The following is a 23705-nucleotide window of genomic DNA, read 5'->3' on the forward strand; positions in this document are numbered from 1 at the left end:
GCTCTTGAGCATCGTCGTTGCGGTAGTTACCTGCCTGCCCCCGAAGATTGTGGAAGAGCCGGAACGGAATGCAGACACCGGAGGAGAACTCCGGCGACGAGGAAGTCGCCGGCGACAAGAAGATTGCCGCCGAGTCCAAGAGCCAATTGGCTGGCGGTCGCACGTTGCCGGATCTCCTTTTCGTAACGGAGCCGGATCGGCTGAAGTCAGCGGTTGGCGACGCCGCCGAGACGGCGGTGAAGCTGATCAAGGACGCTGGCAAGGACGTCTTCGAGCTGGGGCTTGGAGCCGATCCTTGGAAAGCCGTTTCAGCAGCGGCGTCTGGGAAGGCGGGCGTTGTCATCGTGGGAGGTTACGACGTCGTCCCGTCTGTCAGGCTCGATTGCCTGCCGAAGGCGATACGGGCTCACGTGCAGAACCTTGCGGATCCGGACGATTGGGAGGTCTGGAATGACGAGGCTTATGCCGACGTAAACCGCGACAGCTTTGGCGATCTGCCGGTGTCTCGAATCCCGGACGGTCACTCGGGCGATCTACTAGTGGCCGCGTTGACTGGAACGGCGACGAGCGCTGATGCGACACGCTTCGGACTCCGAAATTTCAAACGGCCGTTCGCCGACCAAGTTTTTCTGAAGGTTCCCGGAAGCGAGACAATGCTAATCTCGGAACCGACCGCTGTAGGAACGATCAAGGTGACCGATCTGAACGCGTCGAATCTCTACGTGATGCTGCACGGGTCCTCGGACAATCTCGGCAGCTACTGGGGCGAGGCGAGTAGCGGGGGCTACGTAGAGGCAATGAAGACGTCGTGCGTCGGAAAGCAATCCGGTGGCACCGTCTTCGCTGGATGTTGCTACGGTGCGCTCACGGTGGAGGAACGACCGCATGAGTTGGCAACCGGAGACGATCCGACGATCGTCCCGGCGAGTGACTCGATCGCGTTGCAGTTTCTGGCGAAAGGGGCTGCCGCCTTCGTGGGCTGCACTGGGGCGCATTATTCGCCGGCAGCAGGAGCCGCGTTGCCATACGGGGCCGATGTGCTCCACAAGGCGTTTTGGGATCATCTGGCCTCGGGCCATGGGGCTGCCGAAGCGCTGTTCAACGCCAAGAAAGACTATTTGAAGGTAATACTATCTACTCACGATCCAGGCATAATGGCGATCATCTTCAAGATGTGGCGCCAGTTCAAATGCCTCGGTCTTGGGTGGTAAGAAGGGAGCTAGTCGATGACGGAAACTCCAAGGCAGATCGCGAAGCGCGTCCTCCCGGGATGGAAGGTCGTTAAGACGTCGAAGGCCCCCAAGGCCGTGGGCCGTGCGGACGTGTCCACGCCGAGCCTGAACGCGCTCCGCAAGGCTTATGGTCTCGAGCCAACCAAGATCAAGGAAGGCTTCGCGAGCGCCTCCGCCGCGGATGCCGACACTGAGTTTGTCGTGATGGAGCCGCCATCAGACGACGATCATGTCGGCCGCAAGGTCGTTGTGGTTTCGAACGGCAAGGCTGTCGCCGTCCAAGGCTAGCAGCTAGACACCGACCTCCGCGACATTCTCAACGAGCGTCAAGTTGCGAGCTGCGATCTGCGCAGTGACTTCCGCGACAAGATCGACGTTCTCGCTCCGTGTGCTGATCGATACGATCAGGCTAAAAGGCGCCGACGCTCCATAATATTGGGGCTCCTTGCGATCGGCCCACCAGCCGCGCACCGGGTAGACAGCGATGCCGTCGCGCTGGGCAAGTTCATATGCCTTGCCCTTCCACACGTCGTGATGAAGCGTTCCGCGACCCCGGTAACGGGATCCGATGCACCACCCGCGATCGCCGGCGCCGGGGGCTAGTGAGTCGCCCTCCTCGATCTCCGCGAGCATGTTTACCCGCCGCTGCGCCTCGGCATGGCTGTCATCCGGCGACTTCAGGTCGAACCGTAGGCGGTGCGAGGCATAGCGGTCCAAACGGTGACGGCTGCCCGCATGTGGATCGGGTTCGGCGAAGTAGGACAAGGTGCAGCGAAGCTCCACGTCCTCCTGGTTCAAGCGCCGCAATTCTTCGGTCGGCCACGGCAGTCGGAAATACTTCATCTCGCGAAGGCGAACGCGCCCGTCCGACAGCGTGTACGGATGCATTTCATCTTCCATGATCAGCGTGAGCGCGTTCCCCGCGCTCGCGAACAGGCGCTCTTCGGTGGGTACGCCCCAGCCAAAGCAGTGCAGCACGTTGAGCCAAGCATCAGCGTCGGAAAGGCCCTTTCGCTTTCCAGTCCGAAAGCGACCTTCCATGGCTTCGGTCCAACGAGCCGAATGCACCATCATCCCGCGAAGAGTTTCAGCTCGAAAGTTTGGATAGTCCGCAGCCAAGCGTGTCGCCATGCCTGCCGCTCGGGCCGTTGCTGCGCTGGTGTCAGCGACCCATACCAACGGCTTCCAGAGGAAATCCTTACCGGTCGTCAGCACCATAGTTGCCGGCACCGGTCGGGAAGACTCGCCGTCGTCATCGATGACATGATTGCCCCCTTCGAGGACGATGTCAGGCTTGTTGGCGTAGCGCATTTCCCACTGCTGGGCGGTCCTGGATGTTGGACAGAGATCGCCGGCTGGCGCGAGCACCGTCTGATCCTCCGGGCACTTCTGAGTAGCTGCGCCGACGGTCAGCGCGTTGAGAGCCTGCCCTGGAGATTCTAGGCGATGGTCCTCATTGCGGGCCTCGTAATAGCTGATTTGGTACGGGTCGAAGGCACTCGTCCGCACATTGCCAGCGGCAACGCAGAAGAGACGGGTTGCATTGCCATCATTCCACGCAAGCTTGTCGATGGCTGCTGACGTGCTGGTCTGCCGCCCGTCGTCGGAGTCACCTGGCGCCGTCGCGGCTAAGCAATAGACCCGAGCATGAGGCTCCTGCTCAGCGATGTCGACCGCTTCCCGCAATGCGACGTGAGCGGGCACGGGTGCCATGCTCGACGGAGCGGTGACCACGACGGACTCGATCTCGGTGGTCAGATGCAAGGGGCTAGGGTCATCGACGATCTCTTCGAGATCTCCATAGAGCACCACCCCCGCCATCTTCGTGCCGTGGCCGTCGTGGTCGTTTGCATCCCAGTCCGGCCGGATCGTGTAGCAACGTTGAGCCGGCAGGGCCGGCGCTAGCAGCGGGTGAGAGGGATTTACGCCCGTATCGAGGATTGTTGTCCGAACGGAGCCGGTGGGTGCGCCAACTACTCGGCCGACAATCGTCTCGAGGGACAGAATTCGCTCTTCCGGATCGAGCTCCTGATAATCGGCGGCAAAGTTCGATGCTCCACGGAGTTCGACGACGGACGCGCTGGCTCTGACTAGAGCCGCAACCTGATCGTGATCCGCCGTGACATTGACGACCGCTAGGTCGACGAAGTCCTCAGTCGAGCCATTGATGGCAATCTCAAGCCGATTGGCGATCTTGAGGACCTGGTCGACTGAGGAACCACGCACCCAAACTTCCCATTGAACCTTGCCTTCGCCACGGCCCGGAAGTCGGTCACTCGCGTCCGTCCAGAGATCTTCGACAGTCGCCGCGCGGAAATCATCGGCGCTCTCAAAAAGCCAGAACCGCTGCGGACGGCGCTCGTCGTCTTCATCCCACTCCTCGTATTTATCGAGCGCCGCGAGCAGACTCCTCGCGCTTCCGGCCTTCACGAAGAAGACGGCCAGATCGCCTTCGTTCCCCTTCTTGCGTTGTACGCTGAGGAGTTGGAGACCGCGGCTTTCCAGCTTTAAATCGCCGACCTCGAGGTCTTCGTCTGGCCGGCCTTCAACGGCCATTGGCATGCCGCGAGCAGACGCCGGAACGCCATATCGCGCCTGCTCCGTACGAATCGCGGATAGTTCGGAGACCGCTTTGCTGAGGGCTTCCCTGAGCTTTCTCGCGTGTTCTTGGCGGTCGGCAACGGGGCGCGGACGTTCTTTAGAACCGCCTCCGCGCGGCTGGAATTTCTCGGATGCAACACCGACGCCACGAAGGTGTATGTGCCTGTAATCCTGCATTCTTCCCCCAGACAACCGAGCGGATCACTAATTCCGCAGGGGAAGCCTAAGGTCAATGCAAGTGCAGCGCAGCCCGATCTTCGAGCGCACGGATCAACAGCGCCGCCGTGAGTTCGCCGTTGTTCTCCAGAACCGCGTCACGAGCGGCGTCTTCCGCTGCGGAGGCGAGATCGGCGTGACTGAGATGCCCCGTCGCTTCGTCCACAGCAATCCAGTCAATCGAGTCCCGGTCGAACTGAAGAAGGTGATTTCGCAGCACTTTCCTGGCTTCGTCCTTCGACGGCTCTCCATAAAGGAACGAACCATGAAAGCGCCGGAAGATGGCCGGATCGAGCAGAGTGCGGTGGTTGGTCGCGGCAATAACGATCGCGTTTGAATTCTCTTCCTCGAGGAACTGAAGGAAGGAGTTCAGCATCCGGCGAGCCTCGCCGATGTCGTTGTCGGAGCTGCGGCGCGTCGCAAGGGCATCGACCTCGTCGAAAAAATAGACGCCCCTGGTTGTCTGCATCGCATCGAAGATCAGTCTAAGTTTGGACGCCGTCTCGCCCATGAACTTGGTGATCACACCATCCAGAAGGATCGTGAAGAGCGGCAATCCAAGTTCCCCCGCAATGGCTGCCGCGGTCATCGTCTTGCCCGTGCCTGGAGGTCCCGAGAACAAGAACTTGCGGCGAGGCTGCAGGCCGCGCGCTTCGAGCGAGGCGCGTTCCCTATGTTCGCGCACGACACGTCGAACCTGCCGCTCCAGAGAGGAGCTCAGAACGAGGTCTGCGAGCACATCGTCCGGGTATGAGGCTCGTATCAGACCGGCGAGCTCGCCCCGGGCCTTAGCGATAGGCGTAACGCGCGACGAGCCTTTAGCCGAATCCGACCGAATGCTCGCGAGAAGCCTTTGCAGCTCCTCAGCAACCTTTACCTTGCCGGCCCGTTCGGCGTCTCCGGCTATCTCTTCAGCAATAGACAAGAATCGATCGTTGTCGCCCGCTGCGTGGCTGCGGATCATCCCTAGAATTTGACGCGAGCTGGTCACCGATGCCTCTCTCTCTCGCGACTGAAACGCGATTCCGCAGCGAGCTCCTCTATTCTGCCACTCACCTTCTTGAGAAGTCCATACATTTCTTGCAATAAATGCAATTCCCGGGCGTCACTCGGTCCTCCTCCCCGGCCAATGGATTGCCCCTCCTCCACTACTTTGTTGGCGCGCGCTAGAAAGGCGGCCGAAGCGGTTCGCGCAGAGAGCGCGCGGCTTACAGTAGAAGTCGAAATGCAGAGCTTCCTAGCCAAGTCCGACTGCGACCAGGCGCAGCGCGTCATGAGGTCTTCGAGTCCGGCGATAGTTGCTTCCGCAGGGGTGTTGGGCTTCCGGCCGCGCATTTGGCCGCCTGTCTCATAAATTGCAAGAATTGCAAAGACTCGACTAGCAGAGTTTGGCCCCCGGCATCCCACAGATGAATACGAGCCGATTTTGAGGAGGTCGGCGCCTAGCGCTTCGCGTTCGCCGCCGTGTGGAGCTTTGCAACCTGCTCGACCTTCTCATGGATTACATTAGCCCCCTTGGCATCAACCAATGAGCCGGCGAACTTGCGCGTTCTCGCGCTGCGCGTCGAGCCAGTCAGCCCACCACTGGAGCAGACGGCGGCGCTGCGGTAGGTATTCGGCGGCGTTGTACGCGGCCCGCACCTGGTCTTCAGGGACATGCGCGAGGCAGCGCTCAACCCAGTCGGGATGCCACATCGGCACCTCTTCGCCGTCAACGACCTTAGTGGCTTCGTTTGCCAAGGTGGAGAATGTCCGCCGGAAACCGTGGACTGTGGCTCGGCTGTGATAGCCCAACCGGTAAAGACCGTAGAGCATCGTATTTTCGCTGATGGTGCCGCTCTTGGTCCCGCGACCGAACAGCAGCGACTGCCGCTCCGGCAGCTCCTCCAACCTCCTCCGAACGATGGCTGCAGCTTGGCTCGACAGCGGGCTCAAATGCTCACGGTCCATCTTCATGCGCTCCTTTGGAATGCGCCAGAGCGGCTTCTCACAGTTGATGTCCTCGAACTCCGACTTGTGCGCAAACCTCAACTCGTCGGTGCGAACGGCAGTTAGGATCGTTAGAAGGAGCGCATCCTTCGTGTCCTGATCCTCCTTCTGGTCTTCGCTCAACTTCAGGAGGAACTCGCCCATGTCGCCGGGTCGGATGAATGCGCGGTGGACCGTCTTCTTGCGCTTCTTCAGCGCCCCTTTGATGTCGGCAGTCGCATCGCGCGTCTCCCATCCGCTTGCGATCGCGAAGCGGAACACGCTCCCGCAGTCGGCCCGCATCCTCCTCGGCAAATCGGTCGTGCCGCGGTCCTCGATCTGCCTGATGATCCTGAGCATCTCCGGCGGCTCGATCGCCCGAATGTCCTTGTGACCGATCTCAGGGAAGATGTGCTGCTCAAACCGCCGCTTCTTGACGGCGTAGGTTCTATCCGACCACTCGTGGCGATTGGCTTCGAACCACTGCAGCGCCACTGCTTTGAAGCTGGCATCGGCCTCCCCAGCGCCGGTACGCCGGTGCTTTACGGGATCGATGCCGACTGCGATTAGCTTGCGGAACCGATCCCGCTTCTCCCTGGCATCTCCAAGCTCCACATCGGGATAGACGCCAAGCCCCATCGTCCTGCGCTTGCCATTCAGGGTGAAATCTAGGCGCCACCACCGCGCGCCGTCCGGCTGCACCAGAACATACAGTCCTCGTTCGTCGGTCAACCGATACGGCTTCTCTCGCCCCCTCGCTTTACGAATCGCAGTGTCCGATAGCGGCATGCAGTAACTCCAGCGTTTCTGCAGTAGCTACTGACGCAGTTACTGCATGGCAATTGGGATTGCATGGGACGGCATGGGACACTGTCCCGCCTCGAAACAGCTGATTTACAGAGGGAAAATCTGAACTCTGAGACCGCATGGGACGCTATGGAATAGCGACTCTGGTGACCCCTACGGGACTCGAACCCGTGTTTTCGCCGTGAGAGGGCGACGTCCTAGACCGCTAGACGAAGGGGCCAGCGCTTCAAGCGAGGGCGCCATATGTGGGCTGATCGGCCGCTAGTCAATTAGGGCGCTGCGCCTGAAGACCAGTGGATGTGGACGATCTTCCAGGCGGCCCGGTCGCGGCGGAGAACCATGGTTTCGGTAGTGAGGCGGTCGACCTTCTTGCCCTTGAACGTACCCGTGACGCGACCTTCGCTGGCGATCCAGGCGGTGCTGCCGTCCGATTGGCCCGAGCGACGGATCAGGGTGGAAGGAACGGCACGGGAGAACTGCGCATCCGCCGGGAGATGCTTCGCCTCATATTCTGCCTTGGTTCGCTCGACGCTCCCGGACTCGAAAATAAGCGCGTCGGCCGCGAGTAACGCGGAGGCCGCGCTCAAGTCGCCCCGCCGCAGCGCCGCATGGAAGGCGTCCACGATTGCCGCCGCATCCCTGGCCGAGGGCTGCAAGGCGCCGGCTTGGCTTGAAGGATTCACGCCCACATGCGCCGCGATTGGCGTGCTGCATGCTAAGACAAGAGCGAAAGCGGCCCAATACCGGACCATTGCTTTTCCTTCCATCAGTCGAGCTTGAGCCGGAAGAAGCCCATCATGCCCGTTGGGTTGCTGGTACCATAATATGGCTTGAGGCCGTCGGGGACGAAATTGAGCGCGAACAGCGCGCCAGCGCCAACTGACAGGTGCGGTGAGATGCGAAAATCGCGGACAGCACCGATCGAGACCTTGCCGACGCGGAACGCCGGCCCATGCTCCTGCAACGGGAGAAGCTCGCGGTTCTCGGTCACTTCCCCGCGGCCGAAGATAGTCCAGTCGGAATGCTTCAGCGACGCCTCGGCAACGAAAGCGTCGTCGTCGTGATGCTCGACCGTCTTGCGGCCCCAGGCCAGCGTGCCTGCCAACTTCCATCCGGGTGACAATTCGCGCGCGTAGAGCAGGCTTGCTGACAGACGCTTCTGGTCGACGCCTGGCTCAAGCTGCTCGGGATCAATGAACTTGCCCCAGCTCCCTTGCAGCGAGAGCTCCCGCGTCGGGTTCCACGACAGCCGGACAGCAGTGGAATCCAGCGGCCCAGTCTCAATGTTCCAGCGATGCTGGTCGGGCTCACGCGCATTGAAGCGGCTGACTTCCACCTTCACGTTGTCGATCACTAACCCAGCCGTCAGGACGCCGAAGCTGATGTGAGTCGAATCCAGCCAATGGTGACTGATCGGCGCCTCCGGCGAATCCATTATCGCCTCGCGATGCATGAAGGCGGGCGGTCCGAAGGCAGGCTCGCCCGGCAGGCCGCCATACAGGAAGACGCTGCTTTTCGCCCCGATGTTCTGGGAGACAGAGGCCGACAGCTCCATGAAGAGGTCATGCGGATGCTGGCGGTCGATCAGCCGGTCTTGCCCGTTCGCGGTCTCGCCGCTGGCAAGCAGCAACGGATAGCCGCGCGCGCCCATCAGCGGATCCGGACTTAGGCTGGCGCGAAGTTGAAGCTTGCCGTTGCCAAGCGGCCGCTGGGCCATTCCCATCAACATGCCGCTGGCAAAAGCCTTGTCGTCGCCGCGTCGGCCAGACTGATGGTCGTAGACGAAGTTGAGAGTGCCATGGGCCATCAGCATCCAGTTCCCGCTGGAGGTCATCAGGCCCATGTGCTCGGACTCGTCCGGCTGCCAAGCGGTGCCGGACGATTCGCGCTCCATGGGATAAGGTCCAAGGGCGCCGGTCATTTCATGGCCGCCCTGACGTGCGCCATGCTCCATGCCCGCCATGGGCACGGCGCCCATCTGTTCATGATTCATGTGATGGGGCTCCGACGGTGTGTTCGCAGTCGGCGCGCCCGTCGATGAATGGTCCATCGTTGAATGATCCATCGTTGAATGATCCATGGCAGGTTGGGTCGGCGCGGCAGACCGCGGCACTGACTTCCTGCTTTTTGCAGCCGCGGGGGCCGCCTTCGTGGCCGTCGCCTTTTTTTTCTTCGCCGCCGGCTTGGCAGGCGCCGGCATCTGCATACCGGGCATATGCATGTGCTGCGCTGCCACCGGAGTGGACAGACAGGTGAGCGCAAGCGCGCTCGTCGCGGTAATTAGACTCTTCACAAACGCTCCAGTTGGAGGCGCGCTTCGGCGCCTCCTCAATCCTGAGTTCAACGAGGGGTTACGAAGCTCAGGACGCCCTTGGAGGTGGCGTCGCCGTTTCGGGGTGAAGACCAGTCAGTTGGCTTGCCGGCGCGACGGTCGGCGTCTCGTGAAAGTGCTGAACGGCTGGATCGGCCGCCGGCGCAGCTGCCGGTAGCGCGGCGGCGCACGCCATCGTGCACAGTGCGATCCCTGCCTTCTTGTTCCGATCCGACGGTGTGCCGGGGCAATGCTCTGCGGCCATGGCGGTCATGCCAGCACGGTCCGAACCGTGCGCGGCTGCGGGCGCCCTGCCGAAGGGCATCAGCAGAACCGCGAAGAGAACCAGCAATTTCCAGAAGCTGCTCACTTGCGGCAGATAGGCCTGCACCCGACGCATCACAACCGCGTCAATCGTCGCGTTCGCGCTCGCTCAAGTAGCGCATCAACTCGGCGAGGGTCGATTCCATCTGGTCCTGCATCTGGCTGACCAATTCGTTCTCGCGCATGCCGACATGGTCGAGCGGCTTGGAGTAGCTGTCGGAAAATGATTGGAGGTCGGACCGGTCGAACACCCCCTTGGCGACCAGCTTCGCGAGGATCACGAGCAGGCCGTTGGTGTTGGCGATGGTGCCGGCGACCAGCGCCTCATCCACCATCGACAGCCGCTTTTCCTCGTCGGTCGCGTCTTCGGCCGTTTCCATGATGCCAATCATGCCGCACTCTACGCGCTGCGCAAGAGAAAGGCTCCGGCCCGCTTATAGAAATTGGCTGAGCACGGCCCATGCTGCGGCTTTTTCGGCGAAAGATCGGGTGTTCGCCGCGCTCGATGATGGAAGATCGACCAGAGCGATCTCCGATTGCGAACCGACCAGCTTCCGGCCCGAGGCCGCGGCAGTCCCGCCGTTGAAAGCGATGGCGCGCAGATCGGGAAAGTCGTGGAGCAAATGCTCGATGCGGTTGTGCTCGGCGAGGCGGATAGCCTGATCGAGACTGCCCGGCCGATTTGCAGACGCGATGACGTCCCACAGGCCTATTCGGCGCTCGGCCAGTCGCTCAAGCCGTTGCTCATATTCAAGCAATTGAAGCTCCTCCCCAATCGCCGCGCCGAGTAGCCGCCAGAACTGGTTCGTCGGGTGAGCATAATAGCGGCGGGCGGCCAGCGAAGCGTCACCGGGGAGGCTTCCGAGGACGAACAGGCGCGCGTCAGCGCGGGCGATTGGTGGCAAACCTGCTTTGACGCTCACCAAAACATCCTTACAGCCCTGCGCCGTGCAGCCTTCAGACCTCCGTGTCGCCCTCTTCTCGGGCAATTACAATTATGTGCGCGATGGCGCCAACCAGGCGCTGAACCGCCTCGTCGGTTATCTATTGCGCCAGGGTGTGCACGTGCGCGTCTATTCGCCGACGGTCGAGAATCCCGCCTTTCCGGCGACCGGCGATCTCGTGTCTGTTCCAGCAATCCCGATTCCCGGCCGGTCGGAATATCGACTGCCGATCTCGCTTCCTAGTCGGATCCGCCGTGACCTCGAGGCCTTCGCTCCGAACATCGTGCATGTGTCGAGCCCCGACATCGTTGGCCATCGCGCCGTCACCTGGGCGCGGCGGCACAAGATCGCAGCGGTAGCTTCCGTACACACCCGCTTCGACACCTACCTCGCTTATTACCACCTTCAGGCATTGGAGCCGCTTGCGCGCGGGATCATGCGCCGTTTCTATCATCGTTGCGAAGTCGTGCTCGCGCCGGCGGCTTCGACGGCCGAGATCCTTCGCGCGCAGCGAATGAACCGTGACATTACCCTGTGGTCCCGCGGTATCGACCGCGATCAGTTCAATCCTGAGCGGCGCGACATGGAATGGCGCCGTTCGATCGGCATTGCCGACGACGAAATGGCGATCCTGTTCCTCGGCCGGGTAGTGATGGAGAAGGGCCTCGACGTCTTTGCGGATGCGATCCACGCGTTCGCCGAGCTTGGACTGAAGCACAAGGCGCTGATCGTCGGCGAAGGTCCCGCGCGGCCATGGTTCGAAGAGCAACTACCCGATGCCATCTTCACTGGAGAAATCACCGGCGCCGATCTCGCTCGGGCGGTTGCCAGCGCCGACGTCTTTCTCAACCCATCAATCACCGAGGCATTCGGGAACGTCACGCTGGAGTCCATGGCTTGCGGGCTGCCCGTCATCGCGGCGGAGTCGACAGGCGCGACAAACCTCGTGCACGACGGCGTTACCGGCATGTTGGTCGACGGGACAGACATTGAGGAATTCGCCGGCGCCCTCGCCGCTTATGCGCGCGATCCCGAACTCCGCCAGCGTCATGGCCAGCGGGGACTCGAGATCGCGAGAACGATGGATTGGGATACCATCAATTCGGCGGTGATCCGCGCCTATCGCCACGCCATCATCAAGCGCGAGCGGCTGTCGCGTCTCACCGGCCGATAGGGCTTATTTCGTCCGCTCGATCTTCTGCGCAGCCTCGTCGAGGATCGCTGCAATCTCATGCAAGAGTTCATCGTCGAGCCCGTCACGGCCCACACGATGGCGGAGCGCGGTCATCAGGTTTTTGACCGCGCGGCCGATGGCGGGACCGGCAGTCTGCGCCTCGTTCGGAGCAGCGTCCTTCAGGCGAGCGATCAGATCGTCCACTTCATCCTGATTCTCCTGGAGGTGGACCGTGCCCGCCTCGGTAATTTGGAATGGCTTGCGCGGACCCTCGCCTGGCGCTTCCTCGACCAGCCCCATGTCCTGAAGCAGGGTCAGCGTCGGATAGATGACGCCCGGGCTCGGTGCATATTCGCCGCCGGTCAGCTCTTCGATCGCACGGATAAGGTCATAGCCGTGACGTGGCTGGTCAGCGATCAGCTTGAGCAGCACTAGCCGAAGCTCGCCGCTTTCGAACATCCGACGGCGCCCGCGGTGCCGACCACGGCCACCGCCGCCGAAGCCTTCCGGACCGTCGAAGTCAAAATGGACCGGGCCCCAACTGCCGTGCCAGCCGCGTCCGCCGCGCATGGCCATCAGGCCCTCGGGAATGTTGATTTCAATCCGGCCGCGTGGTCCGCAGCCATGATGTCGATGCCTCATAACATCTCCTCTCGATGGGTCTGAGATATATCTTAGTAGCATCTTTCACAAGAGGTCGGGTGCAAATTTTCCGGCAAACACCTATCTTGTTCGGCGATGCCTGACCTGTTTGCCGACGACGTCCAGACCAAGCCCGCCGAAGCGCCGGCAGCCAATGCGCCCCTCGCCGACAAGCTGCGTCCAAGCTCGCTCGACGAGGTGGTCGGGCAGGAGCATCTGACCGGTCCCGACGGCGCGATCGGCCGCATGGTCGCCGCCGGAAAGCTCGCCTCGATGATCCTGTGGGGGCCGCCCGGAACGGGCAAGACGAGCATCGCGCGCCTGCTCGCGGATGCCGTAGGTTTGCGGTTCGTCGCGATCTCTGCGGTCTTTTCGGGCGTTGCCGACTTGAAGAAGCTGTTCGCGGAAGCGCGCGCTGCGGCGCGTGCCGGCCAACAGACCCTTCTATTCGTCGACGAGATCCACCGCTTCAATCGTGCGCAGCAGGACGGTTTTCTGCCCTATGTCGAGGACGGCACCGTGACCCTTGTCGGCGCGACGACGGAAAACCCGAGCTTCGAGCTTAACGCCGCGCTCCTGTCGCGCTGCCAGGTGCTGATCCTGCGCCGCCTCGACCACGAGGCGCTTGCCGAACTCATCCGCCGCGCCGAGACGATCGAGGATCGCACGCTCCCGGTCACCGACGAAGCCCGCGACGCGCTGATCGCCAGCGCCGATGGCGACGGCCGTTTCCTCCTCAACCAGGTCGAGACGCTATTTTCGATCGGCATCGAGCAGCCGCTCGGGCCCGCCGAACTGTCGGACCTGCTCCACCGCCGCGTCCCGGTCTACGACAAGGACCGCGAAGGTCATTACAATCTCATCTCCGCGCTTCACAAAGCGATCCGAGGGTCTGATCCGCAGGCGGCGCTTTACTATCTGGCGCGCATGCTCGTCGCCGGTGAGGAACCGCTTTACATCCTCCGACGTCTCACGCGCGCCGCGGTCGAGGATATCGGCATGGCCGACCCAAACGCGTTGCTTCAGTGTCTCGCTGCCAAAGAGATGTACGACTTCCTCGGCTCGCCCGAGGGCGAGATCGGGATCGCGCAGGCGTGTCTTTATCTGGCGACAGCGCCCAAATCGAACGCAACCTACTTGGCGCAGAAGTCTGCCTGGCGAAGCGCGAAGGAGACGGGTTCCCTGATGCCGCCGATGCATATCCTCAATGCGCCGACAAAGCTGATGAAGAACGTCGGCTACGGCAAAGGGTATGCCTACGACCACAGCACCGAGGAAGGTTTCTCGGGTCAAAACTATTGGCCCGAGGAAATGGAACCACAGGCATTTTACGAGCCCACCGAACGCGGTTTTGAAGCGCGCGTGCGGGAACGGCTGGACTATTGGAACGAGCGGCGGAAAGAACTGCAACAAACCGATGAGGACGCGGGTTAAGCGCGCCGAAGACTAGGGGAGCAGCAGAATGTATCAGGTCGACCAGAACGCCTATTGGCAGGCGCAGTTGATGAACTGGGGACCCAAGGTCCTCATAGCGCTTCTCATCCTGGTTGCGACCTGGGCGGTCGCCCGCGCGGTTCAGTGGGTGCTGCAAAAGGCGATCGACAAGTCACCGGCGCTCCGCAAGCACGTCACTGGCACGCCGCACGAAACGATCGGCCACCAATTGGGTACGATCGCCAAGCTCATCATTTGGCTGGTCGGCATCATGGCCGCGCTCCAGTTCCTCGGCATTGGCCAGATCCTCTCGCCCATCAATGAGCTGGTGACCGAGATCTTTGCGTTCCTGCCGCGGCTGATCGGCTTTGGCCTGATTCTTTTCATCGGCTTCGTCGTCGCGCGCATCATTCAGCGGCTGGTCGAAACCGTATTGGTCGCTGCGAATATCGACGGATTGCTCGCTCGGATCGGCGTCGGCTCGACCGAAGGTACGGTCCGCCGCTCTCCGAAGGCCGTGCCGCCGGGCACCACTCCAGGCGCAACTCGGGCCAGCATTGCGCGCGCTGCCGGCGTCCTGGTCTTTGCCATCATCATCATCCAGATCGCCATCGCGGCCCTGCAGGTGCTCGGTATCGAGGCCATTTCCGGCCCGGCGATCGACATGCTCAATCAGATCTACGCTGCATTGCCGCACATCCTCGCGGCGGCGCTGTGGATCGGCATCGCCTTCATCATCGCCCGGTTCCTGAAGACGATCATCGAGGCGATCCTGCCGCCGACCGGATTCGACGATGCAATCCGCTCGACGGGCGTGATTCCCGGGAGCGTGAGCCCGTCGCGGATCATCGCGAACATTGCGATGATCGCTGTTATTCTCGGCGCGTCGATCGAAGCCGCAACGCAGCTCGGCGGCGGCACGATCGCAATCTTCCTGGCGCAGGTGACAGAACTTGGCGGCAAGGTGATCTTCGGCACGTTGATCATCGTCGTCGGCATTTTCCTCGCCCGCATCATTGCCAATCTCGTGGGCAGCGGCACGGGCGAAGGCGGGTTTGCGCAGACCATCGTTCGCTACGCGATTATCGCCTTGTTCACGGCGATCGGTCTCACCTTCATGGGCTTGGCTGACCAGATCGTCATGCTGGCGTTCGGCTTGATCCTGGGTTCGGCGGCGATCGCCACCGCGCTCGCGTTCGGGCTCGGCGGGCGGGAAGCCGCGGGACGGGTCGCCGAGCATTGGGCGAACCGTTTTACCGGAACCCCGGCTCCGCCTCCTGCCTCGCGCCGGCTGCGCGGCAGTCCGGCGCCGAGCGGATCCGACGACAGCCAGCCTCCCCTGGTCTAACCCAGTGACGTGGGAGGAAGCGGTCGCGTTCGCGCTGTCGCTTCCCGACACGGAACTGGGCACGAGTTACGGGTCGCCGGCGGTGAAGGTTGCCTCGAACGGCCGCACCTTCCTCTTCCCCGGGCGGGAGCGCGACACTTGTTTCGGCATCGCCATGGACCTCGACCGGATCGAGATGCTCAAGGAAACCGAGCCCGACACCTACTGGCAAACGCCCCATTATGAAGGCTGGTCCGGCGTGCTCGTCCGCTACGACGCAACGGACGAGGAACGCGTGCGTGACACGATCCGCAGCTCGCGGGACTGGTCGGCCTCACTGCCCAAGACCCGCCCGCGCAAGCGCAAGTGAGGCCGTTTAGCCGCTATGTCGCGATCGATTGGTCGGGCGCGAAGGGCCGCCGGCATAAGGGGATCGCTGTTGCAGAGGCGCGCGGTGATGCCGCACCGCGGCTGGTCCGCGCCGGCCACGTCTGGTCGCGTGAAGAGGTGCTGCACTGGCTTGTACGCGAAGCGGCGCGAGAGCCAACCCTGTTCGGCTTCGACTTCAGCTTCGCGCCGCCGCTGATCGAACGCGGCGAATATTTGATCGGCGAGCCGGGCGTTCCAAGCACTGCGCGCGAGTTCTGGGCTTACGTCGACGCGAAATGCGACGACGAGGATCTCGGCGCCGCAAGCTTCCTCGAAATGGCACATCGAAAGCATTTCTACTTCGGCATCGCCGACGGCGCGAAGGCCGACTTCGTGCGCTTCCGCCAGTGCGACGCCCGGCTTAACGCCCAGGGCGGGCGGAAGACGGCGAGCGCCTATGACGCGATCGGCGCCGCACAGGTGGCTAAGGCGAGCTTCTCCGGCATGCGCTTCCTCCACGCGCTGAATGGTAAGGTCGCGATCTGGCCAATGGATTCCCTGCCCGATCACGGCAGCGCGGTCGTCGAGATCTATACCCGGATCTACCTGCGCCGCGCTGGGCTTAGTGGCGTCAAGCTGCGCAGCCGGGCCGATCTGAACCTAGCGCTGACGGGACTAGGAAGCCCGCCTGCTCGCTTACGGTTCGAGCCGAACGACCATCAAACCGACGCGCTGGTCACTGCCGCCGGCATGCGCGCGCTTGCACGTACCGAACCGCGGGCCTTCGACCCCCAGGGGCTAACTATGCAAATTGCGCAAACCGAAGGCTGGACCTTCGGCGTGCTTTGACCCAAATGCGCCCGATCGCCGTGGCGCGCCGGATTAGCTCAGTTGGTAGAGCAGCGGTTTTGTAAACCGAAGGTCGCGGGTTCGAATCCTGCATCCGGCACCACCTGCCGTTCATCATCGTAGACGGCTATTTCTCCGCAGGCGTTTCCGCATCGATGATGTCCGCCGCATCTCCGCCCGGCTGCACGGAGTCAGGCGTCACGATGATAGTCGTGCCCGGTCTAACGATTGTCGCGACCGCGCGCTTTAAGGCTTCGGGTGCGTGATAGCGCTGCCATTCCTGGGGTGGGACATGCTCGCTCGCCGGGGACCGCGATGACAATAACGAAACGCGAAGCCAGTGCTGCCCCTGCTCATCCACATTCCGCAACGTGTAGACCCAGCTGCCGGTCACGGGGCCATCGATGGTGACAGTTCCTGACCCGATCACGATGCCGTTCCGCAGGACGGTGGCGCGCTTGTCGGCGGCGCTGACGATGATCGAGACGGGCCCGTCTGCGGACCGTTCCGGAAACCATTCTACGGGAGCATTCGATGCCTTCGAACTCGGGGCTGACCGCAGGACGACCTCTGGCGTCGGTGCAATGCGGGGCGTCACGGGATGATCCGTGATGACCACCGTCATTCCAAGCCTGGTGGTCGCGAACAGCAGCTTGGCGAACGCGGCCGGCAAACGAATGCATCCATGGGACGCCGGATAGCCGGGCAACTTTCCCGCGTGAATCGACACGCCGCGCCAAGTGAGCCGCTGCATGTAGGGCATCGGAGCATTGTCGTAAGTTCGAGAGCGATGCTCGACCTGCTTTTCCAGGATGGTGAACACGCCTGTTGGCGTCTCGCGACCGGCGCTTCCCGTCGAAACCGTCGTTGCGGCGATTGGAACGCCGTTCCGGAACAAGATTCCTCGTTGCGTCGCGAGATTAATGATTAGCATCATCGGCCCTGCCGGGGCCGCTTCGGGTGCCCAAACGAACTGCCCCGCGCGCAGCTTCGCCACGGTACGCGCGACCGAACCCGTTCGCAGGTCTACCTGTTGCGCGGGTGCCGAAAAGCCGAGGATCAACGACAGCGCAGCCGTCAGGCGGATCAGGGTTTTCATCGAACGCATCGAGCGAGATTGTCAGGGCGCGCGTGTCTCGTCGCTAGGGAAAGGTCCTTAGGCCTCAGGAGAATTGCGTAAGGACGGACGTTATGGAGCTTGCAAAAAGGAATGCTGCGTTGGCGCGTCATCCGAGGGAAGAGGCATGGAAGAAAAAGCCGTGACAATTCTCGACCGAAACCGATTGATGGGGATTGCAACATTAAGGCCCGACGGCTGGCCGCAGGCCACGATGGTGAGCTACGCCAACGAAGGCCTGCTCCTCTATTTCATCATCTCGCGAGCAAGCCAAAAATACGCGAACATCGAACGGGACAGCCGCGTGGCGATAACCGTTGGGTCCGACGTCGACGACCCGGCCCAGATCAAGGCGTTGTCGATCGCGGCCAATGCGTCGGAAGTCCGCGATCCGAAACAGCGAGAACGTGCAATCGACCTTGTCCTCGCGCGGCGCCCGTCCCTCGCCAAGCTCCCTCGCCCGGATCTCAAACATTCCGCTGTCATGCGCGCTTACTGCAGCATCGTGACCGTCCTCGATTATTCGAAGGGCTTCGGCCACGCCGACCTGCTAACCGTCGGTCCAGGCGGCACCGAGATGACCCCGGCACGAGACGATGACTGGGGTTTCTTGGCAACGACGAGCTGAGGCGCCGTGCGGGTTAGAGCGGGGAAACTGGTTTGAGTCGTCTTCATGTCCATGACGAGCGCCACGCCTCCTCCCGGATTGGCTGGCTTCGCGCGGCGGTGCTTGGGGCGAATGACGGCATCGTGTCGACGTCGAGCCTGATCGTCGGTGTCGCGGCGTCCAACGCGACCCAATCGACCATCCTCGTCGCGGGCGTGGCAGCGGTTGTCGCCGGCGCATTGTCGATGGCCGCTGGCGAATATGTCTCGGTAAGCTCCCAGGCGGATACCGAGAAAGCCGACCTCGACCGCGAGAAGGGCGAATTGCTGAACCAACCGGAACGAGAGCGTGAGGAACTTACCCGGATTTACGTGGCACGCGGGGTGGAGAGAGAAACCGCGCAAGTCGTCGCCGACCAGATGATGGCCCACGACGCGCTGTCCGCACATGCCCGTGACGAACTTGGCCTATCCGAAACAATGACGGCGCGTCCCTTGCAGGCAGCCCTTGCTTCGGCGCTGACCTTCTCGGCCGGAGCCGCCGCCCCGCTCCTCGCCGTTCTTTTGCTGCCGCTGGCGATGGTCTTCGCAGGAGTGGCAGTCGTCTCGTTGGCTTGCTTGGCGGCGCTCGGCGCTCTGGGCGCGCGAGCCGGGGGCGCTCCACTTGGCCCGTCGGTGATGCGCGTGACCTTCTGGGGCGCACTGGCGATGGCGGTTACGGCAGGCGTCGGCCGATTATTCGGAACAGTTGCGGGGTAATCGCCAGCGGCCGCCAGCCTTGCGGAGGCTTCGGGACACCCTAGAGTTGGTCAATGAAACTCGGGGGAAATCATATGACGGTTCGCATGGCTATTGCGTGCTTCCTGGCCGCGACCGCGACTCCTCTTTCGGCGGCGCCTGACGCGGCGACACTGAAGCAGGTCGATACGATCTTCGCCGACTGGCAGCGCGCTTCGCATGTGCCCGGCTTGGTTTACGGCATTGTCGCCGACGCCCGCCTGATCACCGTTCGCGGTTTCGGCATTCAGGACACAGCGTCGAATAAGAGGGTCAACGCCGACAGCCTGTTTCGCATCGCGTCCATGTCGAAAGCCTTCACGGCGCTCGCGATCCTGAAGTTGCGCGACGAGGGGAAAATGTCGCTCGACGCGCCAGCCGAGAATTATGTGCCGGAGCTTAAGGGCTGGACCTATCCGACCGCCGACAGCCCGCGGATAACCGTCCGCAACCTCCTCACTCACAGTGCCGGGTTCGTGGAAGACAATCCGTGGGGCGACCGCCAGCAGGTGATGCCCGAGGCCGACTTCACGGCTTTGCTCAAAGCGGGCGTCGGGTTCGCACGCGCGCCCGGGGTAGCGATGGAATATTCGAACCTCGGCTACGCGATTCTCGGCCGCATCGTCAGCAACCTGTCGGGCATGGGCTACCAGGATTACATCCAGCGTCAGATCATGGCGCCGCTCGGCATGAGCTCTACCGGCTACGACATCTTCGCGTCGCCGAGTTCACGCCGCGCGATCGGCTATCGGTGGCAAGACAATCGCTGGGTGCGCGAGCCCGATATGAAGGACGGCGCGTTCGGTGCGATGGGCGGCGTGCAGACCAGCGCCAACGACTATGCCAAGTGGGTCGCATTCCTGCTCTCCGCATGGCCGCCGCGCGACGAAGCCGAAGCCGGACCTGTTCGCCGCTCCAGCGTGCGCGAGATCGTCACGGGCAACAATCTTATCGAAGCAGGAATGCGGGATCCGGCGATCGGGGGTGCACCGTGCCGGCAGGCGCGGGCCTATGCCATGGCTTGGAGGGTCACCGAAGACTGCGACCTTGGCCGCGTGGTCGGTCACTCCGGCGGCTACCCCGGCTACGGTTCTTATCTGATGCTTCTCCCCGACAAGCGCATCGGGATCTTCGCGTTTTCGAGCAAGACCTATGGCGGCGCGTCGCTTCCCGTCTGGCGGGCAGCACTGGCGTTGAAGCAAGCAGGCGCCTTGCCCGACCTAGCGACGCCGGTCTCGGCAGAGCTGGCGGCCGCTTATGCCGCGGCCAAGGCCGTCTGGCGCGCGCAGGACATCAATGCCGCTCCGCTCGCGAACAACGTGCTGATGGACCACGACCGCGCGGCCTGGGCGAAGATGATCGGTGACGTGAAAGCCGATGTCGGCGACTGCGCCGCGGATGAGCCCATTGCGCCGGTATCGGCGATGGAAGGCCGCTTCAAATGGACGTGCAGCCATGGCCGCGTCGAAGGCCGCGTTCAGCGCGCGCCCACGAGAGAGCTGGCCATACAAGCGCTCGAGTTCGCACCGGCTAAGCCCTGACCGCCTTGTTCGACTTCTCCTTTATGTGTGAGAAGCAGCCTCTCTTTCCTAGGCTTCCACCTCGACCCAGATCGGCGCGTGATCGCTCGTCTTTTCCCAACCGCGGGGGGTGCGGTCGACACCGGCACTTTTCAGCTTCTTGGCTAGGCTGGGGCTGAGGAGCGCGTGGTCGATGCGGATGCCCGCGTCGCGCTGGAACGAGTTCCGCCAATAGTGCCAGAAGGTGTAGATCCGCTCATCTGGATGGAGGTGGCGGATCGCATCGGTCCAACCTTGCGCCACGAGTTGCTCATACCTCTCGCGCGCTTCCGGCGCGAACAAGGCATCCTTCAGCCAACGCTCAGGCTTGTAGACGTCCCGATCGCTCGGAATGACGTTGAAGTCGCCGATGAGCACAGCCGGAACGCCGCTGCCAAGCAACCCGGCCGCATGTTCGTGCAGCCGGTCCATCCACTCGAGCTTGTAGTCGAACTTCGGGCCAGGTCGCGGATTGCCATTGGGGGCGTACATGTTGCCAACCAGTATCCCGCAAACCGCGGCCTCGAGATAACGGCTCTGTTCAAGCTTCGGATCGCTAGGCAGCGCCCGGCGGGTTTCGACCGGTTCGCCGACGCGGCTTAGCGTCGCAACGCCGTTCCAGCTTCGCTGCCCGTGCCAGATCGCGGAATAGCCGGCAGCTTCGATCGCCTCCCTTGGGAACACCTCGTCGGTGCACTTCAATTCTTGCAGGCAGGCGACGTCCGGCTGGAACTCTGCAAGCCATCGGGTCAGCACTGCCAGCCGCGAGTTGATCCCGTTGATATTGTAGCTCGCGATCCGCAGCCGGCGCTTCTTCGTCATCAGCAGTAGGAACACTCGGGGCGCGAAACAGTTCTCGGCACGTGCTTCGGATGGAATGAATCCGCGTCTCCGGAGCGATACCTGCAGCCAAGGCCGCGTGGATCTGCTCCGTCTATTCTGAGGTGATGACGCGATTCGCAGCATCGGGAGCATCGAGCCCCGACAGGCGCCCGCGCCTGCCGGGGCTCATCGTTTTGCCCGAGTCGCGTTGTTTTCCACCGAGTCTTGCACCGATTCGCCCACAGAAATGTCAGGCCGCTGACATATTTGGGCTGGAACAATCGCCGGCATCAGCTATTGTGTCTTTGTGCTTCCGGACTCGAAAGAGAAACGAAGCATGGAACCCCGGCAACTTCGGTTGCCGGGGTTTACTTTTATGGACCGTTTGCGATCGCCAGTGCCCTAGAGCGCGGCGGGATCGGCTTCCCCCAGCACAAGCTTCCGAGATCGATCCACGAGCGGGTATTTGTTGCCATTCGCGCAATTGAACAGCAGCACGCGTTCGTCGTGGCGGACAAGTCCGCGCTGGAGCGCTTGTCGCCAGCCGGCGAGGACCGCGCCGCCTTCGGGGCAGAACAGGAAACCGTCGTCGCGCGCGGCGTCGTCGACTGCCTGTAGAATGGCGCCTTCCGGTACGGCGATCGCCGCACCGCCGCTTTCACGGACCGCGCGCAGGATGAGGAAGTCTCCCACCGCCTTTGGAACGCGAATGCCCGTTGCGACGGTTGCTGCGTGTTCCCACCGTTCAGCGAACTCGTCCCCGCGTTCGAATGCCCGGACCATGGGCGCGCATCCCTCGGCCTGAATGGCATACATGCGCGGGCGCTTTGAGCGGATGAGGCCGGCCTTCTCCAGCTCGTCGAACGCTTTCCACATGCCGATCAGGCCAGTGCCGCCGCCAGTGGGATAGAAGATCGCGTCGGGCACCTCCCAGCCGAGCTGCTCGGCAAGCTCAAAGCCCATCACCTTCTTTCCTTCGAGGCGGTAGGGCTCCTTGAGCGTCGAGCAGTCGAACCACAGGCCCTCGGCCGCGCCCTTCCCGACCAACGCGCCGCATTCGTCGATCTGGCCGTCCGCGACGTAAACCCTCGCACCATAGGCGGCAGTCTCGGTGACGTTGATCTCCGGCGTTTCGGACGGGCAAATCACGACGGTCTCAATGCCGGCGCGTGCGCCGTAAGCGGCAAGGGCAGCGCCGGCATTGCCATTGGTCGGCATGCCGATCCGCTCGACTCCGAACTGCTTGGCCATCGTCACCGCCATCGCCAGCCCGCGAGCCTTGAACGACCCGGTCGGCAGTCGCCCCTCATCCTTGACGAGCAAAGTGCTTGCGCCGTCGCGCGCAGCGGTATTCGTCAACGCAATTATCGGCGTTTCCGGCTCGCCCAGGCTGACCGGCTCGCCGTCGTGCGGAAGAAGCTCTCGCCATTTCCACATGCCCGGCACGCGGTCCGCGACGCTCTGGCGCGTCAGTGTTCGCCGAGCCGCCGCAATATCATAGCGCACGAGCAGCGGCTTCCCCGCCTTGCTCAGATTGTGGACGCGACCGGCTTCATACCGCTCGCCGGTCAGCGAGCATTCGAGATGGGTGGCGTTCACTAGCAGTCCTTGTGATCGGCCGGGTGGTGGCGTTCGACTTGAATGGTGCAATGTTCGATGTGAAATCGGTCGTGCAGGATCCGGCGCACCGCGGCGAGCAGATCGTCCGGGTAATTCGCCTGTTCCGAAACGAGGTGCGCCGTAAGCGCGGTCTCGGTCGTGCTGATCGGCCAGATGTGGAGGTCGTGCACCGCGTCGACACCCTCGATCTCGCCGAGCGCGATCTCAACCTGATCGACGTCAATGCCCTCGGGAACGCCGGCCAGCGACATCCACACCGATTCCTTGAGAAGGCCGATGCTGCCCCACAGGATCACGATCGCGACCGCGAGGCTCATGATCGGGTCGACCCATTTCTGCCCGGTCCACAGGATCACAAGGCCAGCGAACACGACCGCGCCGGAAACAGCGGCATCGGCAGCCATATGCAGGAACGCCCCGCGGATGTTGATGTCATGGTGCCCGCGCGAGAACAGCAAGGCGGTGAGCCCGTTGATGAGGATGCCAACCGCAGCGACCGCCATGACCACGCCGCCCTCTGTCGCGGTGGGATGAAACAGACGCCGGATCGCCTCCGTGCCTATCGCGCCAACGGCGATCAGCAGGAAGAGCGAATTGACCAGCGCGGCGAGGATCGACGCCTTCTTGAGCCCATATGTGAACCGCGGCGATGAACCGGTCCGCGCCATCCGCCCGCCGGCCCAGGCGACCACCAGGCCGAGAACGTCGGAGAGGTTATGGCCGGCGTCGGCGAGCAGGGACATCGAGTTGGCGGCGAACCCGAAGACCGTCTCCAGCAACACGAACCCGACATTCAGTGCGATACCGATCGCGAAAGCCTTTGAGAAATCCGCCTGCGCGTCATGGTGGTGATGGTGAGAATGACCGCCGCTCATCGCGCGAGCCGTAGCCTAACGGTACGTCGGGACTCAAATGCAGTTGGTCGAAAGCTGGCGCCTGTTCACCAAGCGTCCACCTTGCGACAATGTATCATCGCCTTTATCCCCGCTTCGATTCCCCAATTTGC

The 23705-nt window shown here is 62.6% G+C and carries 23 protein-coding genes and 2 tRNA genes; 11 read left to right on the plus strand and 14 right to left on the minus strand.

What is annotated here, in order from left to right; translation table 11 throughout:
* Positions 1–68: 68 nt before the first annotated feature.
* Both ABD704_RS06570 and ABD704_RS06575 read left to right on the plus strand, forming a co-directional pair.
* Complete coding sequence (locus tag ABD704_RS06570) at positions 69–1211, plus strand: hypothetical protein (protein WP_344698876.1); 1143 nt, start codon at positions 69–71, stop codon at positions 1209–1211.
* A gap of 15 nt (positions 1212–1226) precedes the next feature.
* Positions 1227–1520 carry a hypothetical protein gene (locus ABD704_RS06575; protein WP_344698877.1) on the plus strand — a complete coding sequence of 98 codons (294 nt, stop codon included), beginning with the start codon at positions 1227–1229 and terminating at the stop codon, positions 1518–1520.
* 3 nt (positions 1521–1523) lie between these two features.
* Here the strand turns inward: ABD704_RS06575 and ABD704_RS06580 are convergent, their stop codons facing one another.
* The 9 genes from ABD704_RS06580 to ABD704_RS06620 form a co-directional block, all read right to left on the minus strand.
* A complete protein-coding gene (locus tag ABD704_RS06580) occupies positions 1524–3788 on the minus strand; it encodes a S8 family peptidase (protein ID WP_344698878.1) in 2265 nt (754 codons plus the stop codon).
* Between the two features lie 274 nt (positions 3789–4062).
* Positions 4063–4788 carry an AAA family ATPase gene (locus ABD704_RS06585; protein ID WP_344698879.1) on the minus strand — a complete coding sequence of 242 codons (726 nt, stop codon included), beginning with the start codon at positions 4786–4788 and terminating at the stop codon, positions 4063–4065.
* 782 nt (positions 4789–5570) lie between these two features.
* A complete protein-coding gene (locus ABD704_RS06590; RefSeq protein WP_344698880.1) occupies positions 5571–6806 on the minus strand; it encodes a tyrosine-type recombinase/integrase in 1236 nt (411 codons plus the stop codon).
* Between the two features lie 162 nt (positions 6807–6968).
* Positions 6969–7044, minus strand: a tRNA-Glu gene (locus tag ABD704_RS06595).
* A gap of 49 nt (positions 7045–7093) precedes the next feature.
* Positions 7094–7507 (minus strand): nuclear transport factor 2 family protein, encoded by a 414-nt coding sequence (locus tag ABD704_RS06600; protein WP_344698881.1) that lies wholly within the window; start codon positions 7505–7507, stop codon positions 7094–7096.
* A gap of 83 nt (positions 7508–7590) precedes the next feature.
* Positions 7591–8817 (minus strand): hypothetical protein, encoded by a 1227-nt coding sequence (locus ABD704_RS06605; protein ID WP_344698882.1) that lies wholly within the window; start codon positions 8815–8817, stop codon positions 7591–7593.
* 367 nt (positions 8818–9184) lie between these two features.
* Complete coding sequence (locus ABD704_RS06610; protein WP_344698883.1) at positions 9185–9535, minus strand: hypothetical protein; 351 nt, start codon at positions 9533–9535, stop codon at positions 9185–9187.
* 10 nt (positions 9536–9545) lie between these two features.
* A complete protein-coding gene (locus ABD704_RS06615) occupies positions 9546–9839 on the minus strand; it encodes a hypothetical protein (protein WP_344698884.1) in 294 nt (97 codons plus the stop codon).
* Positions 9840–9893: 54 nt separating this feature from the next.
* On the minus strand, positions 9894–10382 hold the full coding sequence (locus ABD704_RS06620; RefSeq protein ID WP_344698885.1) for a DNA-deoxyinosine glycosylase: 489 nt from the start codon (positions 10380–10382) through the stop codon (positions 9894–9896).
* A 25-nt stretch (positions 10383–10407) separates the two neighbouring features.
* On the opposite strand from ABD704_RS06620, the gene ABD704_RS06625 reads away from it, so the two are divergent.
* Positions 10408–11577, plus strand: a complete 1170-nt coding sequence (locus ABD704_RS06625) for a glycosyltransferase family 4 protein (protein ID WP_344698886.1) — start codon at positions 10408–10410, stop codon at positions 11575–11577.
* A 3-nt stretch (positions 11578–11580) separates the two neighbouring features.
* Here the strand turns inward: ABD704_RS06625 and ABD704_RS06630 are convergent, their stop codons facing one another.
* Complete coding sequence (locus tag ABD704_RS06630) at positions 11581–12219, minus strand: PadR family transcriptional regulator (protein ID WP_344698887.1); 639 nt, start codon at positions 12217–12219, stop codon at positions 11581–11583.
* A 96-nt stretch (positions 12220–12315) separates the two neighbouring features.
* Here ABD704_RS06630 and ABD704_RS06635 point away from each other — a divergent pair, with 96 nt between their 5' ends.
* The 5 genes from ABD704_RS06635 to ABD704_RS06655 all read left to right on the plus strand — a co-directional run bounded on the left by ABD704_RS06635 (position 12316) and on the right by ABD704_RS06655 (position 16301).
* Positions 12316–13653, plus strand: a complete 1338-nt coding sequence (locus ABD704_RS06635; protein ID WP_344698888.1) for a replication-associated recombination protein A — start codon at positions 12316–12318, stop codon at positions 13651–13653.
* Between the two features lie 28 nt (positions 13654–13681).
* Positions 13682–15001: a mechanosensitive ion channel gene (locus tag ABD704_RS06640; RefSeq protein ID WP_344698889.1), complete on the plus strand. Its 1320-nt coding sequence runs from the start codon at positions 13682–13684 to the stop codon at positions 14999–15001.
* A gap of 4 nt (positions 15002–15005) precedes the next feature.
* Positions 15006–15350 carry an MmcQ/YjbR family DNA-binding protein gene (locus tag ABD704_RS06645; RefSeq protein WP_344698890.1) on the plus strand — a complete coding sequence of 115 codons (345 nt, stop codon included), beginning with the start codon at positions 15006–15008 and terminating at the stop codon, positions 15348–15350.
* Positions 15347–16198: a hypothetical protein gene (locus tag ABD704_RS06650; RefSeq protein WP_344698891.1), complete on the plus strand. Its 852-nt coding sequence runs from the start codon at positions 15347–15349 to the stop codon at positions 16196–16198. The genes ABD704_RS06645 and ABD704_RS06650 overlap by 4 nt, the downstream gene beginning before the upstream one ends.
* A 27-nt stretch (positions 16199–16225) precedes the next feature.
* Positions 16226–16301 (plus strand) — tRNA-Thr (locus ABD704_RS06655).
* A gap of 24 nt (positions 16302–16325) precedes the next feature.
* On the opposite strand, the gene ABD704_RS06660 is transcribed toward ABD704_RS06655, so the two are convergent.
* Entirely contained in the window at positions 16326–17297 is a 972-nt protein-coding gene (locus tag ABD704_RS06660; RefSeq protein ID WP_344698892.1) for a L,D-transpeptidase family protein, read from the minus strand.
* Positions 17298–17442: 145 nt separating this feature from the next.
* Here ABD704_RS06660 and ABD704_RS06665 point away from each other — a divergent pair, with 145 nt between their 5' ends.
* From ABD704_RS06665 to ABD704_RS06675, 3 genes are all read left to right on the plus strand, one after another.
* On the plus strand, positions 17443–17943 hold the full coding sequence (locus ABD704_RS06665; protein WP_344698893.1) for a pyridoxamine 5'-phosphate oxidase family protein: 501 nt from the start codon (positions 17443–17445) through the stop codon (positions 17941–17943).
* Positions 17944–17975: 32 nt separating this feature from the next.
* Entirely contained in the window at positions 17976–18680 is a 705-nt protein-coding gene (locus ABD704_RS06670; RefSeq protein ID WP_344698894.1) for a VIT1/CCC1 transporter family protein, read from the plus strand.
* A gap of 74 nt (positions 18681–18754) precedes the next feature.
* A complete protein-coding gene (locus tag ABD704_RS06675; RefSeq protein ID WP_344698895.1) occupies positions 18755–20239 on the plus strand; it encodes a serine hydrolase domain-containing protein in 1485 nt (494 codons plus the stop codon).
* Positions 20240–20287: 48 nt separating this feature from the next.
* Here the strand turns inward: ABD704_RS06675 and xth are convergent, their stop codons facing one another.
* From xth to ABD704_RS06690, 3 genes are all read right to left on the minus strand, one after another.
* On the minus strand, positions 20288–21061 hold the full coding sequence (gene xth / locus ABD704_RS06680) for an exodeoxyribonuclease III (protein ID WP_344700506.1): 774 nt from the start codon (positions 21059–21061) through the stop codon (positions 20288–20290).
* A 420-nt stretch (positions 21062–21481) separates the two neighbouring features.
* Positions 21482–22678 (minus strand): threonine synthase, encoded by a 1197-nt coding sequence (locus ABD704_RS06685; RefSeq protein ID WP_344698896.1) that lies wholly within the window; start codon positions 22676–22678, stop codon positions 21482–21484.
* Positions 22678–23574, minus strand: coding sequence for a cation diffusion facilitator family transporter (locus tag ABD704_RS06690; RefSeq protein WP_344698897.1), 897 nt, complete (start codon positions 23572–23574; stop codon positions 22678–22680). Before ABD704_RS06690 ends, ABD704_RS06685 begins: the two co-directional genes overlap by 1 nt.
* Between the last annotated feature and the right edge of the window lie 131 nt (positions 23575–23705).

Origin of the sequence: Sphingomonas limnosediminicola (assembly GCF_039537965.1) — a bacterium.
Lineage (GTDB): Bacteria > Pseudomonadota > Alphaproteobacteria > Sphingomonadales > Sphingomonadaceae > Sphingomicrobium > Sphingomicrobium limnosediminicola.

Excerpts from the sequence above, each read along its gene's own strand:
- ABD704_RS06630 (WP_344698887.1), bottom strand. The coding sequence starts at position 12,219 with ATGAGGCATCGACATCATGGCTGCGGACCACGCGGCCGGATTGAAATC.
- ABD704_RS06580 (WP_344698878.1), bottom strand. The coding sequence starts at position 3,788 with ATGGCCGTTGAAGGCCGGCCAGACGAAGACCTCGAGGTCGGCGATTTA.
- ABD704_RS06635 (WP_344698888.1), top strand. The coding sequence starts at position 12,316 with ATGCCTGACCTGTTTGCCGACGACGTCCAGACCAAGCCCGCCGAAGCG.
- ABD704_RS06570 (WP_344698876.1), top strand. The coding sequence starts at position 69 with ATGCAGACACCGGAGGAGAACTCCGGCGACGAGGAAGTCGCCGGCGAC.
- ABD704_RS06610 (WP_344698883.1), bottom strand. The coding sequence starts at position 9,535 with ATGCGTCGGGTGCAGGCCTATCTGCCGCAAGTGAGCAGCTTCTGGAAA.
- ABD704_RS06575 (WP_344698877.1), top strand. The coding sequence starts at position 1,227 with ATGACGGAAACTCCAAGGCAGATCGCGAAGCGCGTCCTCCCGGGATGG.
- ABD704_RS06660 (WP_344698892.1), bottom strand. The coding sequence starts at position 17,297 with ATGAAAACCCTGATCCGCCTGACGGCTGCGCTGTCGTTGATCCTCGGC.
- ABD704_RS06665 (WP_344698893.1), top strand. The coding sequence starts at position 17,443 with ATGGAAGAAAAAGCCGTGACAATTCTCGACCGAAACCGATTGATGGGG.
- ABD704_RS06640 (WP_344698889.1), top strand. The coding sequence starts at position 13,682 with ATGTATCAGGTCGACCAGAACGCCTATTGGCAGGCGCAGTTGATGAAC.
- ABD704_RS06605 (WP_344698882.1), bottom strand. The coding sequence starts at position 8,817 with ATGAATCATGAACAGATGGGCGCCGTGCCCATGGCGGGCATGGAGCAT.
- ABD704_RS06675 (WP_344698895.1), top strand. The coding sequence starts at position 18,755 with ATGACGGTTCGCATGGCTATTGCGTGCTTCCTGGCCGCGACCGCGACT.
- ABD704_RS06690 (WP_344698897.1), bottom strand. The coding sequence starts at position 23,574 with ATGAGCGGCGGTCATTCTCACCATCACCACCATGACGCGCAGGCGGAT.
- ABD704_RS06615 (WP_344698884.1), bottom strand. The coding sequence starts at position 9,839 with ATGGAAACGGCCGAAGACGCGACCGACGAGGAAAAGCGGCTGTCGATG.
- ABD704_RS06590 (WP_344698880.1), bottom strand. The coding sequence starts at position 6,806 with ATGCCGCTATCGGACACTGCGATTCGTAAAGCGAGGGGGCGAGAGAAG.